This is a genomic window from Herbidospora daliensis (assembly GCF_001570585.1).
GTDB lineage: Bacteria > Actinomycetota > Actinomycetes > Streptosporangiales > Streptosporangiaceae > Herbidospora > Herbidospora daliensis.
The window spans coordinates 454,602-470,112 of the sequence record NZ_BBXF01000001.1 but is presented as its reverse complement, the minus strand read 5'-3'; the positions used below and the strand labels follow the sequence as shown (position 1 = coordinate 470,112).

Sequence of the window (15,511 nt, the reverse complement as noted above, 5' to 3'; positions counted from 1 at the left end):
CGGCCACTGGACGGGAGCGGCCTACTCGGGGCGCGGCGTGAGCCGCGCCGCCAGCTTCGCGGCCTCGGGGGAGTCGAGGCCGAGCAGCAGCGAGTGGGCCGCCTCCCACAGGGCCCGCGCGGCCTCCTCGTCGCCCGTCCGCTGGAGGGTGACGGCGAGGGCGTCCATTGCGCGGGCCCGCCAGGTCGTGTTGTCCATCTCGGCGAACAACGTCACCGCTCGTTCGAGATGCGGCACCGCGGCGCCGAGGTCATCGCCGGACTCGTAGAGGGAGCCGAGTCCGAGTGACGCGCTGGCCTCGGCGAACTGGTCGCCGACCCGTTGCGCGGCGGCGACGGCGGCCCGCATCGAGGTCTCGGCGGCCTGCCGTTCGCCGGAGGCGAGCTGCGCCTGCCCGAGGCCGCGCAGCAGGTAGGCCTCGCCGACGAGGTCGCCGATGGCGCGCACCAGCGGCAGCGCCGCCGCGAACGCGTCGCGCGCGGGTTCGGGGCGTTCCTGCCGCAGGTAGGCGTCGCCGAGCCGGAACAGCGCCTGCGCCTGGCCGCGCCGGTTGCCGATGTCCTCGAAGGTGCGCAGGGCGTCCCGCAGCAGCGTCTCGGCCTCGGCGAAGACGCCCTCCTCCAGGCGGATCTGGGCCATCCCGATGCCCGAGTGGGCCTGGGCGGCCCGGTCGCCGGCCTCGCTGAGCAGGTCGGCCGCCTCCTTGTAGCGGTGGTGGGCGCGTTCGGGGGTGCCGGTGATGCGGTCGAGCAGCGCGAGGTTGCGCAGCGCCAGCCCCACGCCGTGGTCGGCGCCGAGCGCCTCGAACCGGGCCGAGGAGTCCTCCAGCAGGTCGGCCGCGGTCGCGTACTCCTGCCGGAACAGGGCCAGGCTGCCCAGTCCGTACACCATCGCGGCCTCGCCGAGCCCGTCGCCCGCCGCGCGGGCGGCGGCCAGCGCGACCTCGTGGGTGGAGCGCCAGTCGTCGAACAGGCTGCGCGCCTCGAACAGCGTCACGCACGTCATCGCGAGCTCCCAGGCGAGCGAGGCCAGCCCAAGGTCCGCGGCCTGCGAGACGGCCGCCACCAGCCCGGCCCGCTCGGCGGCCAGCCACTCGATCGGCTCGCCCAGCAGCGCGTCGGCCAGCGCCGGGTCGGGCACCCGGCGGGGCGTGCTCCCGCGCAGCACGGCGAAGTCGCCGCCGTACTCGCGGCGGTGGGCCTCCTGCGCCAGCGACAACCACAGGGCGAGCGAGCGGCCCATCGCGGCGGCGCGGGCGGCGTCGTCGTCCTCCTCCATGGCGCGTTCGCGGGCGAACAGGCGGACCAGGTCGTGGAAGCGGTAGCGCACTCCGCCCGCGCCCTCCTGCGCCACCACTTCGAGCAGCTGCGCCGCGACGAGCTGCTCGAACAGCTCGCCGAGGGGTTCGCGGCCGATGCCGAGCAGCGGCCCACCGGCCCATTCGCCGAAGTCGGGCACCCCGAGCAGGCTCAGCCGCCGGAAAAGTGTCGCCGCCTCCGGGTCGAGGTCGCGGTAGCTGAGCCCGAAGTTGGCCCGCACCCGCACCCCGCCGTGGCTGAGCTCGCTGAGCCGGTTGCGCTCGTCGGCCAGGTGCCCGGCCAGCACGCCCGCGGTCAGGCGGGTGCGCCCGGCCAGCCGGGCCCCGGCGATGCGCAGGGCCAGCGGCAGCCCGCCGCAGAGCTCGCTCAGCCGGGCCAGTTCGGGGTCGGCCCGGTCGACCGCGCCGCCGGCCAGGCCCGCCAGCACGGCCACGCCCTCCAGGTCGCCGAGGGTGTTGACCTGGATGACGTCGGCGCGTTCCTGCGCGACCAGCCCGTCGAGCCCGTCGCGGCTGGTCACCATGACCGCGCACCCGGGGGAGCCGGGCAGCAGCGGCCGGACCTGCCCGGCGTCGCGGGCGTTGTCGAGCACGAGCAGCACCCGCCGCCGCGAGAGCACGCTGCGCAGCAGCCCGGCCCGTTCGTCGACGTCGTCGGGGATCCGGCTGCCCGGCACGCCGAGCGCGCGCAGGAACCGGTCGACCACCTGGCGGGGGGCCAGCGGTTCGGCGTCCTCGGCGTAGCCGCGCAGGTCGACGTAGAGCTGGCCGTCGGCGAAGCGGCCGGAGACCCGGTGGGCCCAGTGGACCGCCAGGCCGGTCTTGCCGACGCCGCCCATGCCGGTGAGCCCGAGGAAGGCCGGCACGCCCTGGCTCTGCCGCAGGTCGAGCAGCCGGTCGAGCTCGCCGAGCTCCTCGGCCCGGCCGACGAAGTCGGCGACGTCGTGGGGGAGCTGCGCGGGCGTGGGGAACAGGGTCGGCCCGGTCTTGGGCTCGGCCGGGCGCGGCGCGGCCGAGCCGGAGTCGCCGCGCAGGATCTCCTCGTGCAGCGCCCGCAGTTCGGCGCCGGGTTCCAGGCCGAGCTCGCCGATGAGGACCCGCCGTCCCTCGCGGAAGGTCTCCAGCGCCTCGGCCCGGCGGCCGGCCCGGTGGAGGGCCAGCATCAGGTGGGCGCGCAGCCGTTCGCGGGTCGGGTGCTCGGCGACCAGGCCGGTGAGTTCGCCGATGAGGTCCTCGTGGCGGCCCAGCGCGAGGTCGGCGGTGATCCTCAATTCGGCCGCCCGTAACCGCGCCTCTTCCAGGCGGGTTGCGGCGGGCCAGATCGCGGGGTGGTCGGCGAGGTTGCCGTACGCCGGTCCGCGCCACATCTCCAGCGCCCTGGCCAGCAGCCGCCGCCCGGTGGCGGGGTCGCCGCCGTTCATCGCGCGGGCGCCCTCGGCCGTGAGGGCCTCGAAGTCGGCCGCGTCGAGCTCGCCGGGGCCGACCGCCAGGGCGTAGCCGGAGGGGTGGCGGACCACCCGGTCGCGGTCCCCCAGGGCTTTGCGCAGGTGGTAGACGTACAGGCGGAGGTTCTCGTGCGCCGAGGCGGGGGGTTCCTCCCAGAGCGCCCCGATCAGGCGGGAACCCGCCGTGGGAGCGTTGGCGTTGCCGATCAGCACGGCCAGCAGCAGCCGTTGCTTCTCCGACCGCAGCGGCACCTGCGCGCCGTCGATCGTGATGTCGAGGGGACCGAGAACGCGAAGCCTCATCGCCACCTTCGGGGTGATCTCCGGGAGTGAGATGCACCTTACCGGTCGATCGTTATATGTGCCTTATTCATTATCGGATCGGGTCAAGAGCCGTATATCCCGCGAAACTCCAGAAGGGTATATACGCCACTCTCTTCGCCTATACGGCAAAAATACGCCCGTGCCTCATGGTGTGCCTCAGCCCCAGCCATACCTGAGGAGACATCGTGGTTTCCCGCTCCTGGACGGCCCTGTCGGCCGTCCTGCTCTCCCTTTCCACCCTTGTCGCACTGCCCGCCCCGGCGGCGGCCGTGCCCGTTCCCATCCCCACGGCCCCGACGTGCGTCGCGGCCGCCGACAACCCCGACGGCGCGGCCGGCCTGGCCGCCCAGTGCGGCACCGAGGTCGAGGTGCTCTCCGAACGCACCGAGACCAGCCAGGTCTTCGCGCAGCCCGACGGCACGATGGAGGCCGTCACCTCCCTCTATCCCACCCAGGTCGTCAAGAACGGCGTCTGGACCGACGTGAACACCGACCTGCGCCTGCTGGGCGGGGTCACCCCGGTCGCGACCTCAGCGGACGTGCGCTTCTCCACCGGCGGCGCCGACCCCATGGTGACCCTCACCGAGGGCGCCGCCTCCGTCAGCATCAAGTCGCCCTGGAACCTTCCCGCGCCCTCGCTGAACGGCGACACCGCCACCTACGCCGGCGTGCTGCCCGGCGTCGACCTGCAACTGCGGGCCGAACCCGACGGCTTCTCGCAGTACCTCGTGGTGAACACGCCCGAGGCCGCCCAGAACTCCGAGCTCGCCCGCATCGCCTTCCCGATCGAGGCGACCGGCGGGGCGTCGATCCGCGAGAACGAGTCGGCCCTGGAGGTCGTCGACGCCGCCGGGAACGTGCTGTTCGCGTCGGGCTCGGCGCTCATGTGGGACGCCGACGGCGCCGGTGACGAGGGCGCCGACAGCGCGCCCGGCCGCACCGCCGAGATGGACGTCGAGGTGGGCGCGCACGAACTGGTCGTGGTGCCCGACCAGGCGCTGCTGACCGCCTCCGACGCGACCTTCCCGATCTACATCGACCCGGCGTTCAGCAAGCCCAGCATGGGCGGCAACTGGACGCACACCAACAGCTGCTCGCCCGGCACCAGCTTCTACACCAGCTACCGCAGCGAGCTGCGGGTCGGCCGCCAGTGGAACACCTCGTGCAAGTGGCGGGCCTACATGCGGTTCGACACCGCCCAGCTGGCCGGCGCGACGATCCAGGCCGCCGAGTTCGCGGTGACCGCCGACCACGTCGCCAACTGCGCGGGCGCCAACACCAACCTGCTGTTCCGCAACAACATCTCCGCCATGAACACCGCGACCTGGAACAGCACCAGCAGCGGCAACGTGCAGACCATCGGCACCGAGAAGTTCGACGCCAACGAGTCGAGCTGCCCGTCGGGCGACCAGAAGAAGGTCTACGACGACGGCAGCGCCAAGGTGCTCGAAGGCCGGATGCAGAGCCAGGCCAACGCCCGCGCCTCGCAGACCACCTTCGCGCTCATCTCCTCCGACGAGGGCGACCACATGGGGTGGAGCAACTTCATCCCGGGCTCGGTGGCGCTGATCATCACCTACAACCACACCCCGACGACGCCGACCTCCCTGAAGATCACCACCGACTGCGGCATCTCCTGCGCCTGGGTGCGTTCGGGCACGCCCACGCTGTCGGCGGTCGCCGCCGACCCCAACGGCGGCACCCTCGCGAGGGTCGAGTTCGAGGTGTACGACCGCGCCCGCGCCACCCGCAAGGCGGCGTCCGGCTCGTCGGTCTCCAACCGCGCCTCCGGCCAGGCCGCCGCGTGGAAGGTCACGCCGACGCTGGCGGAGGGCGCCTACTCCTGGCGGGTCCGGGGTTGTGACGCCTACGTCTGCGGCGGCTGGGGCGGCTGGTTCGACTTCACCGTCGACACCACCGCGCCGACCAACGTGAGCGTGACCTCGGCGGAGTACCCGCCCGCGAGCGACGGCAGCTGGAACGGCGGGGCCGGCCAGGCGGGCACGTTCGCGATCGGCGCGTCCGGCGCCAACCGCTTCGAGCTGACCCTCAACGGCGTCAACAAGGGCTGGGTGACCACCACCGGCGACGTCTGGACCGGCGCGCTCACCCCCGACCGCGACGGCGTCAACCTGCTCACCGCCCGCGCCGCCGACGCGGCCGGCAACGTCGCGGGCAGCCCGTTCACCTACGAGTTCCTGGTCCGCCCGGTCCCGGCCAAGGCGATCGGGTGGGGCTTCAACGAGGCGTCCGGCACCACCGCCGCCTCCGACCCCGCCGGGACCACCCTCGACAGCAAGGCCGGTCCGGCCGCCCGCGTCGCCGGGCGCAGTGGCGGCTACGCGCTGTCCCTCGACGGCGCGTCGGCCTGGGCGAGCACCCAGCCGGTCGTCGACACCAAGACCCCCTTCACCGTCACCGCCCTGGTGAAGCTCGGCTCCACCACCGTGAGCGGCCCGACGACCGCCGTCTCCTCCCACGGCGCGACCGGCTCGGGCTTCCGCCTCGGCTACCGCTCCGAGGGCTGGTGCTTCGCCATGTACGCCGCCGACGGCGGCGCCGAGACCAAGGCGTGCTCCACCGAGTCGGTCGGCACCGGCTGGACCCACCTGGCCGGCGTCTACGACGGCACCCGCCTGCGGATCTACGTCAACGGCCTGAACTGGGAGGAGGCCGACCAGGTCCCCTTCACCTCGACGTGGTCGGCGACCCAGGGCTGGTCGGTCGGCCGGGCCAAGGACGCCGGCGCCCTCACGCAGTACTGGACCGGCGCCGTCGACAGGGTCGCCGCCTTCCAGAAGGCACTGACCCAGAGTGAGATCGTCACGGACGGAGCCAAGGGATGAGGAAACCCGCCGCCTTACTGATCGCCCTCGTCCTGTCGGGGGCCGGCATCGTCAGCGGGGGGACGGCCAACGCCCTCGCCGACTGGGAGCCCCCGGTCCCGGTCGACGTCACCCCCGTCCCCGTCGAGGACCAGACGCGCCGGACCGTCGTCGAGACGGCCCAGCCGCCCCGGGTCAAGGGCCCGTCCACGATCGTCTGGCCGGCCGACACCGCCGCGCAGATCACCCCCGGCGCGCGGGCCGCCGCCGGTCAGGCGGTCAGCGTCGCCGCGGCGGCCTCGGTGGGCCGGGTCGGCGTGCGGGTGTACGGCCGCGCCGCCGCCGAGACCGCCGGGATCAGCGGCGTCATGATGTCGGTGGCGCGCAGCGACGGCCAGCGCTCGACCGGCACGGTCGGCGTCAACCTCGACTACTCCGGGTTCGCCGGCGCCTTCGGCGGCGACTGGGCCAGCCGATTACGGCTGGTCCGGCTCCCGGCCTGCGCGCTGACCACCCCCGGCGCGAAGGGCTGCGGGCTGGACGCCGCCGTCCCCGTGGACGGCAAGAACGACGCCGCGACGCAGACCCTGACGGCCGACGTCGCCCTCCCGGCGGCGGGCGCGCCCCAGCTGCTGGCGGCCGCCGCCGCCCCGGCCGGGCCGAACGGCGACTACAAGGCGACGTCGCTGACCCCCGCCTCGACGTGGCAGGTGTCGCAGCAGACGGGCGCGTTCTCGTGGAAGTACCCGATCAAGAGCCCGCCCGCGGTCGGCGGCCCGACGCCCTCGCTCGCCTTCTCGTATTCGTCGCAGGCGGTCGACGGCAAGACCTCCGGCCAGAACGGGCAGGGGTCGTGGGTCGGCGACGGCTGGGACATGTGGACCGGCTTCATCGAGCGGACGTACAAGAGCTGCCTCGACGACACCAAGGCGGTCGGCGGGAAGGATCCGAACAACAAGGACAAGAAGACCGGCGACCAGTGCTGGTGGAAGCCCAACGCCACGATGAGCCTCAACGGCAGCTCGACCGAGCTGATCGACCTGGGCGGCGGCAAGTGGAAGGGCACCGGCGACGACGGCTCCCGCGTCGAACTGCTCGACGACGCCTCCAACGGCGTCTACGACGGTGAACACTGGAAGGTCACCACGATCGACGGCGCCCAGTACTTCTTCGGGCGCCGCACCGACTCGGCCTGGACCACCCAGGTGTACGGCAACCACCCCGGCGACCCCGGCTACGAGTCCGGCGACTTCGCCGGCAGCCGCGAGACCCAGGCGTGGCGCTGGAACCTCGACTACGTCGTCGACCCCCACGGCAACACGATGACGCTGAACTACGGCAAGGAGACCGGCGCCTACGGCCGCGAGTTCGACGCCGACAAACGCCAGACCTACGACCGCGGCGGCTACCTGACCACGATCGACTACGGCACCCGCACCGACCAGTCCACGGCCTCCGCGCGCATCGCGTTCGACGTGGCCGACCGCTGCCTGGCCGGCGCGACCTGTTTCGACTCGAACGGCAAGGCGGTCGCGGCGTCGTGGCCCGACGTGCCGTGGGACCAGTACTGCCGCGACAAGTGCACCGAGCAGATGTCGCCCACGTTCTGGACGCAGAAGCGCCTGTCGGCCGTGCGCGCCCAGGTCCGCGACGGCAGCGGCTTCCGCACCGTGGAGTCGTGGACGCTCAAGCACTCGTGGCTGAACGCGGGCGTGAGCCAGAACGAGGGCGTGCCCATGTGGCTCGACTCGATCACCCACTCGGGCTCGGGCATCAAGGGCGGCACGGCGGTGACCGATCCGGCGGTGACGTTCTCGCCCGGCGCCGACCCGTTCCCCAACCGGGTCGACGGCGCGAACGACGGGCGGACCGCGCTCAACCGCTTCCGCATCGTGTCGATCACCACCGAGACCGGCGCCCAGATCGGCGTCACCTATCTGCCGAGCGACTGCACCCGCAGCGCGCTGCCGGCGGTGCACGCCAACGGCAAACGCTGCTTCCCGCAGTGGGCGACCCAGGACGGCACCGATCCGACCCTCGACTGGTTCAACAAGTACGTCGTCAAGCGCATCGACCTGTACGACAACGGCGGCGGCTTCACCCACGAGCAGACCAACTACGACTACCTCGACACCCCGATGTGGAAGTACGACGACAGCGAGCTCGTCGAGGAGAAGAAGCGCACCTGGGGCCAGTGGCGCGGCTACGGCCACGTCCGCGTCAGGAACGGCCTGGAGACCGGACCGCAGTCGGTCAGCGAGTACCGCTACTTCCGCGGCATGGACGGCGACAAGCAGCCCGACGACAAGGTCCGCGACGTCTGGGTGAAGGACAGCCTCGACGGCACGGGCGACGCCCACTCCAAGCGCATCGAGGACCACGACGCCTACCAGGGCCAGCTGCGCGAGCAGACCACCTTCGACGGCGTTGGCGGCCAGTGGATCACCGGGAAGCTCACCGAGCCCGGCTTCACCCAGACCGGCGCGTCGGGGGCGCTCAAGGCGTACATGGTGCACACGCCGGTGCAGCTCACCCGCACCCGGCTCGCCGACGGCACGACCCAGTGGTCGAAGGTGCTGACCAAGGTCAACGCCGAGAACCTGCCGACCGAGGTCAGCGACCTCGGCGACGAGGCCACGGCCGCCGACGACCAGTGCACCAAGACGTCCTACGTCCACAACGGCACCCTGTGGATCAAGGACAAGGTGCTCCAGACCGACCAGTACGGCGTCGCCTGCGCGACCACCCCGTCGATCCCCGGCGACGTGATCATGCAGGAGCGCAACTACTACGACGACCTCTCCAAGCCGCTCGGCACCGCGCCGACCCGCGGCCTGGTCGTCAAGGAGGAGGAGCTCAAGGGCTGGAGCGGCACCACGCCGCAGTGGTTCGCCGTCACCACCACGACCTACGACGCCAACGGCCGCGCGACCTCGGCCACCGACTCCCTGAACCGGACGACGAAGACGCAGTACGTCCCGGACAAGGCCGGTCCGGTCACCGAGGTGAAGACCACCAACGCGCTCGACCACACGGCCTCCTCGCTGATGGAGGCGGCCTGGCAGGTGCCGACGACCGTCACCGACGCGGGCGGCCGCAAGACCGAGCTCGAATACGACGGCGCGGGCCGGCTGACCAAGGTCTGGCTGCCGGGCCGGGCCAAGAGCGAAGCCGCCAACATCCTGTACGCCTACAAGGTGCGCAACACCGCGCCGTCGGTCACCACCACGAAGAAGCTGCTCCCCGACGGCACCGGGCGCTACCAGACCTCGACCGTGCTGTTCGACGCGCTGCTGCGCCAGCGTCAGGCGCAGAGCCAGGCGGTCGGCGGCGGCCGGGTCATCGCCGACACCGTCTACGACTCGCGCGGCCTGGTCGCGTGGAGCTCCGACCCCTACTACCACGACACCAGTGGGCCGGGTGAGGCCATCGCGGTGCCCACCAAGGCGATCCCGTCGGTGACCGAGAACACCTACGACGGCGCCGGCCGGCTCACCAAGGCCGAGTTCAAGGCGTACGGCGTGGCCAAGTGGGCGACCACGACGGCCTACACCGGGACCGGCACGGTCGTCACGCCGCCGATCGGCGGCACCAAGACCGAGACCGTTCAGGACGCCCGGGGCCGGACCGTCGAACTGCGCCAGTTCCACTCGTTCACGGCCGCCACCTACGACCGGACCCGGTACGCCTACACCGACAAGGGCGACCTGGCGTCCATCACCGACCAGGCCGGGAACGTCTGGCGCAACACCTACGACGTGCGCGGCAACAAGGTGAAGCTGGAGGACCCCGACAAGGGCGTCAGCGAGCAGACCTTCGACACCGCCGGGCAGCTCACCGGCGTCAAGGACGCGCGGGGCGTCGTGCTCGCGTACACCTACGACCCGCTGGGCCGCAAGACCACCCTGCGCGAGGGCTCGGCGACCGGCCCGCTGCGCTCCGAGTGGCTCTACGACACCGCCACCGGCGGCCTCGGCAAGCCCGCCGGGTCGATCAGGTACAACGGCTCGGCCAAGTACTCCACCCTGATCAGCGGCTACGACGCGGGCGGCTACGCGACCGGCATGACGGTCACCCTGCCCGCCGAGACGGGCGCGCTGGCCAAGACGTACGAGTACAAGACCACCTACAAGCAGGACGGCCAGCCCGCCACGCTGACCCTGCCGGCCGTCGGCAACCTGCCCGAGGAGAAGCTCGAGTACGGCTACAACGCCGTCGGCAAGCAGTCGTACATCAAGAGCGGCCTGCAGATCTACGTCAACGACACCGTCTACAACCAGATCGGCGGGCGCATCCAGCGCATCCTCGGTCAGGACGACAAACGCGTCTGGCAGACCGAGACCTTCGACGAGCCCACCGGCCGCCTGGTGACCAGCTCGACGACGCCGGAGCTGAAGAACCAGACGGCCAACTTCAACTACGAGTACGACCAGATGGGCTCGGTCACCAAGGTCAGCGACCGGCCGAACGGCGGCCAGCAGGCCGACCACCAGTGCTTCACCACCGACCACCTGCGCCGCATGACCGAGGCGTGGACCCCCGTCAACGGCGACTGCGCCCCGGCCGCCCGCTCGGCCGCCACGCTCGGCGGCCCCGCGCCCTACTGGCACAGCTACGCGTACACGACCACCGGCAGCCGGGACACCGAGACCTGGCGCACCGCCACCACCACGACCGTCCGCGACTTCGTCCAGCCCGCCCAGGGCGGCGCGGCGGGTTCCAGGCCGCACGCCGTCACCCGGGTCGACAAGTCCACCGGCGGCTCCGACTCCTACGCCTACGACGAAGCCGGCAACATGAACGCCCGGACCGTCAACGGCGCGGCCACCACCCTCACCTGGGACGCCGAGGGCGACCTGGCCACCACCGTCCAGAACGGCCAGACCACCTCCTACCTGTACGACGCCGAGGGCGCCCGCCTGATCCGCAAGGAGCCCGGCGCCATCACCGCCTACCTCCCGCACGGCCAGGAGGTGAAGGCGGTTGGCACCACGGTGACCGGCACCCGCTACTACCTCCAGGGCGACGACACCGTCGCGGTGCGGACCGGGACCGGGCTCACCGGCCTGGCCTGGCTGGCCCAGGACCACCACAACACGGCCGAGGCGATGATCAAGGCCGCCGACCTGACGGCCACCCGCAAGCGCAGCCTCCCGTTCGGCGCCCAGCGCGGCGGCAACCCCGCCTTCTGGGCGGGGGAGAAGGGCTTCGTCGGCGGCACCAACGATCCCACGGGCCTGGTCAACATCGGGGCCCGCGACTACGACCCGCTGCTCGGCGCGTTCATCAGCGTCGACCCGGTCATCGACCCGCTCGACCCGCAGCAGATGCACGGCTACAGCTACTCCAACGGCAACCCGCTGACCTTCACCGACCCCGACGGCCTGCTGTTCGGGATCAAGAAGCCGGCGTGGATGGACAAGGTCACCAACGTCGCCAAGGCGGTCGCCGTCACGGCGATCAACCACCAGGTCAACGTGGTCAAGGGCGCCGGCAAGTTCCTCTGGGAGCACTCCGGCAAGATCTCCGCGGTCACCGGGTACGCGGCGATGGCCGCCGCGGTGATCCCCGGCGGCCAGCCGTTCGCGGCGGTGCTCGGCGCGGTCTCCACCGTGACCGGCGTCATCGACACGGTGAAGTCGTGCAAGGAGGGCAAGAAGGTCGACTGCGCCGTGGGCGCGGCCGGGCTCGTGCCGATCGTCGGCAAGGCCCTGGCCAACGGCCCGGCCAAGAACGCGGCGAAGAAGGCGATCAGAGAGGCGGACAGCCGCATCCAGGCCAGGAGACAGGACGTCACGATCGACGAGGCCGTCATGGGGCACGCCAAACCCGGCATGAAGGTCGACATCGAGGCGGAGCGGCTCTACCAGAACCGCCTCAAGATGATCCAGGCCCAGAAGGACCGGGAACGCGCGCTGGCCGCCCAGGCCCGCGCCCGCGCCCGTGACCGGGCGTGGGACAACTGGGGCACCGCGCTGAACGTCGAGAACGGCTTCAACGAGGCCTGCAAGTACGCCCGCGGCTGCTACGAGCGGGAGGTGTACGCGCCGGTCGTGGTCCGGACGGTGACGGCCCCGGTCCGGCGGTTCCGCATCCCGCCGCAGTTCCTCTGGTAACCGGGAACCGCCCTACGATCGAGGCATGAGTGCCGAGATCAGTCAAGAGGTCATAGACAGGTTCCTGGTCGGGGGCCGCCTGGTGCAGATGCCCGCGAAACACGCGGTGCGCCTGGCGGTCCTCGACCGCGTCGCCCAGTCGTTCGAGATCGGCGTGCGCTACCCCGAGAAGGAGGTCAACGAGGTCCTCGCCGGTTTCTTCGACGACTACGCCGCCCTGCGCCGCTACCTCATCGATAATGACCTGTTGTCCAGGGAGGACGGGGTCTACTGGCGCAGTGGCGGCACCGTCTGAAACAGCGCTTCTCGGGTAATAAGGGGCCATGCGGGTGAGTCGATGGAGCAGCCTCCGCCTGCGTCATCCCTGGATCGACCACCACGTCCGCGCGGTCCTGAGATTCGACCAGGCCGACGGAGGCCGCCTGTCGGCGGGCCTGACCTACTACGCCTTCTTCGCCATCTTCGCGCTGGGCCTGCTCGCGTTCGTGATCATGGGCCACGTCTGGGACACCCCCGGCGCGCTCACCCAGATCGCCGACTACCTGGCCGACACCTTCCCCCGCCTCGACGTCGCGGCCCTGCGCGACGCCCGCGACACGGCCGGCTGGATCGCCCTGTTCGGCCTCCCGCTGACCGGCCTGTTCTGGGTCGACTCGATGCGCTCGTCGAGCCGCGCCGTGTGGGGCCTCGACGAATACCCCGGCCGCTTCCTCACCCGCTGGCTCATCGACCTGGGCGTGCTGGCGGCCCTGGGCCTGCTGCTGGCGGCGTCGCTGGCCCTGTCGTTCGGCGCCCAGTCGGCCCTGCTGTGGATCACCGGCCACACCGTCGGCCCCGACGCCCCCATGACGAGATTCGCCCTCGGAGCCGCCGCGTTCGGATTGGGCTTCGCCGTCAACCTGCTGCTGTCGGCCGCGCTGCTGACACTGGCGCCGAGACTGCGCCTGTCGCCCCGCCGCGTGATCGGCCCCGCCCTGATCATCACGATCGGCCTGGAAGTCCTGAAGACGGCAGGCCAGATCTACTTCAACCTGAGCTCGTCGAACCCCGCCTACACGGTGGTGGCGGGCGCGGTGGGCATGCTGCTGTTCCTGAAACTCATGAACGTCCTGATCCTGTACGCCGCCGCCCACGCCGCCACCAGCCGCCACGGCACCGTGGTCGACCTCGCGACGGGGCAGCGCGTCAGGCCGGCCGCATCCAGCTCTGACCACGCTGCACATACCCGGCCCGATTCGTCCGGATCCCTCTCGACGCCAGTTCAGTGATCAACCGCCCCGGATCCTTCGGCGTGACAGCCGGCACGATCCGCGCGCCGACGTCGATCCAGAGGGCCATCCGCCGACGGGGCCGATCACGATCGAGGTTGTACCAGTGCACGAAGTCACCGGTACCCCAGAGCCGCCAACTGCCATGCGGCAACGGCACGGCGTTGACAGCCCGGATGGCCCTCAGGGAGATGCGCTTGTCGCCACCCCAGAGGTAGTAGGCCCTGATGATCAGCTCGGCATCCGTGCAGGTCACCAGCCCGTCGTCATACATAGGTCGAGCATACGGGGGGACGACCCCCCCGAGCCCCCCGCTGTCAGGGGGCTGCGCCCCCTCACGCTCCCCCCGGCCCGCTTCCGCGGTCCCGGCCGTCGCATTCGCTCCGGGGGTCGCTGCCGCTCCCGGGCGAAGGGCTCCGCCCCTCGCGTTCCCTGGGAAGGCCTCGCTTCGCTCGAAATGCTTCTTCTTCCGTTACGGCTCCGCCGGGCCGGCCACCCGACCCTTCTGTGGCCACCTGATGTCTTCCAGGGATGAACTCACGACCAAGGCCTTGATTGCTTGCGAGAGGAGGCGGCCATACCCAGTACCTCGGAGGCGTTCGGCTGGAAGCCGGTATACGCGGCGATCCGCGGGACGTACCGGGCTGTGGCGTGCGTCGGAGCCGTCGCTGCTTGATCGCTGGGACACGTGTGATGAGTAAAACCTCGGCGTTCTTTTGGGCTGCTTTGGGTGGCTTTGTGTGGTGTTGTGCTTCCGGTGAATACCGTTGACAACATCCTGACCTGCGTTCTGCGAGGAGGGGGTTGTCGTGGTAGCCGGATGGGGATCGCTTTTCCTGCATTCCGTGCGGGCGCGTACCACGTTCGCCATCGGGGCGATGGCGTTGGTCTTCCTCATCGTGATCGGTGTCGCCTTCGATTTCCTGATCATCGACAGGGTCAAGGCGCAGGCGTTCCACGAGACACAGCGGGTCTCCACCGAGTGGATCGCGGCGTTGGAGCCGGGCAAGGTGCCGGAGTCGACGTCGTCGGACAGCGTCGACCTGCTTCAGCTCGTCGACTCTCATGGCCAGGTGGTCGCGGCCAGCAAGGCGGCGGCGGGGCTGCCGGCCCTGAGCACGGTGCGGCCCTCGGTTCACGATCAGAGCAAGGACGGCACGGAGTGCTTCCCGCAGGGCGGGTGCGTGCTGTTCACCGCCAGCCGGGTCCCTCCCCAGACCAGCAGCCTGCTGGGGTACGGCGAGCCCCTGTTCGTCTACGCGGGCATGCGCGAACCGGCCATCCTTACCTCTCCTGCCCTGCCCGTCGGCACCGCCGCCGGAGTCCTGGTGATCGCCTTCCTCGTGGCGTGGACGAACTGGCGGTTCTCGACCCGGGTGATGTGCCGCGCCCACGCGATCCGGGAGCGGATGTCGGAGATCACGGTGAGCGACCTGAGCCTGCGGGTACCCCAGCCTCCCGGGTACGACGAGTTCGCGCGCCTCGCTTTCACCGTCAACCAGACGCTGGCCCGGCTGGAGGACTCGGTGGAGCTGCAACGCCGATTCGCCTCCACCACCTCCCACGAGCTGAGGAACCCGCTCGCCGGACTGCACGCCCAGCTGGAAGAGGCGGTCCTCTATCCCGACGACGTCGATCCCCGCGAAACCGTACGGAAGGCGTTCTCGGTCACCGAGCGGCTGGTGGCGATCGTCGACGACCTGCTGGTGTTGTCGCGTCTCCGCGCCGGGGTGCCCGCCGCGCTCGAGCCGATCGACCTCGGCGCGCTGATCGCGCAGGAGACGGCGACCCTGGCGGGCGGCGTGCCGGTGCACGTCCACGTCGACGGTGAGGTGGTGGTCTGGGGCAACCGCATCCAGCTGATCCGGGTCCTGAGCAACCTGCTGGCCAACGCCCGGCGGCACGCGGGCGCGGTCGTCGAGATCTCCGCCGAGCGTGTGGACGGAAGGGCGGTGGTCACCGTGGCCGACGACGGCCTCGGCATCGCGCCCCAGGATCGCGAGCGCATCTTCGAACGCTTCGTCCGGCTCGACGCCGCCCGGCACCGCGAACCCGGGGGCAGCGGACTGGGCCTGGCCATCTCCCGGGACATCGCGCAGGCGCACGACGGAACCCTGCTGGCCGAGGACGCGCCACGGGGTGCCCGGTTCGTGCTCCGGCTGCCGTTGATGGACGCGGCCGACGTGGCCGTGACGTGACACGCGTCGGCCGTTCC

The 15,511-nt window shown here is 71.4% G+C and carries 7 protein-coding genes; 5 read left to right on the top strand and 2 right to left on the bottom strand.

The genetic code is table 11. The annotated features are described in order from the left end of the window. Window positions 1–21: 21 nt before the first annotated feature. The gene (locus AW274_RS01745; protein WP_062428637.1) at window positions 22–3,066 is read right to left on the bottom strand and encodes an AfsR/SARP family transcriptional regulator; all 3,045 of its coding nucleotides are present in this window, start codon (window positions 3,064–3,066) and stop codon (window positions 22–24) included. Window positions 3,067–3,272: 206 nt separating this feature from the next. Between AW274_RS01745 and AW274_RS01740 the strand changes: the two genes are divergently transcribed. From AW274_RS01740 to AW274_RS01725, 4 genes are read left to right on the top strand one after another with little or no spacing between them, the layout of a single operon-like run. Beyond that, a complete protein-coding gene (locus tag AW274_RS01740; protein WP_062428635.1) occupies window positions 3,273–5,933 on the top strand; it encodes a LamG domain-containing protein in 2,661 nt (886 codons plus the stop codon). Next, window positions 5,930–12,028, top strand: coding sequence for an RHS repeat-associated core domain-containing protein (locus tag AW274_RS01735; protein ID WP_062428633.1), 6,099 nt, complete (start codon window positions 5,930–5,932; stop codon window positions 12,026–12,028). The genes AW274_RS01740 and AW274_RS01735 overlap by 4 nt, the downstream gene beginning before the upstream one ends. A 25-nt stretch (window positions 12,029–12,053) precedes the next feature. Continuing rightward, complete coding sequence (locus tag AW274_RS01730) at window positions 12,054–12,323, top strand: DUF2087 domain-containing protein (RefSeq protein ID WP_062428630.1); 270 nt, start codon at window positions 12,054–12,056, stop codon at window positions 12,321–12,323. A 34-nt stretch (window positions 12,324–12,357) separates the two neighbouring features. After that, on the top strand, window positions 12,358–13,296 hold the full coding sequence (locus AW274_RS01725) for a YihY/virulence factor BrkB family protein (RefSeq protein ID WP_232319936.1): 939 nt from the start codon (window positions 12,358–12,360) through the stop codon (window positions 13,294–13,296). Here the strand turns inward: AW274_RS01725 and AW274_RS39940 are convergent. Next, window positions 13,214–13,570 (bottom strand): hypothetical protein, encoded by a 357-nt coding sequence (locus AW274_RS39940; protein ID WP_157519716.1) that lies wholly within the window; start codon window positions 13,568–13,570, stop codon window positions 13,214–13,216. The genes AW274_RS01725 and AW274_RS39940 overlap by 83 nt on opposite strands. Window positions 13,571–14,141: 571 nt before the next feature. Here AW274_RS39940 and AW274_RS01720 point away from each other — a divergent pair. Beyond that, window positions 14,142–15,494, top strand: coding sequence for a HAMP domain-containing sensor histidine kinase (locus tag AW274_RS01720; RefSeq protein WP_062428628.1), 1,353 nt, complete (start codon window positions 14,142–14,144; stop codon window positions 15,492–15,494). Window positions 15,495–15,511: the final 17 nt, after the last annotated feature.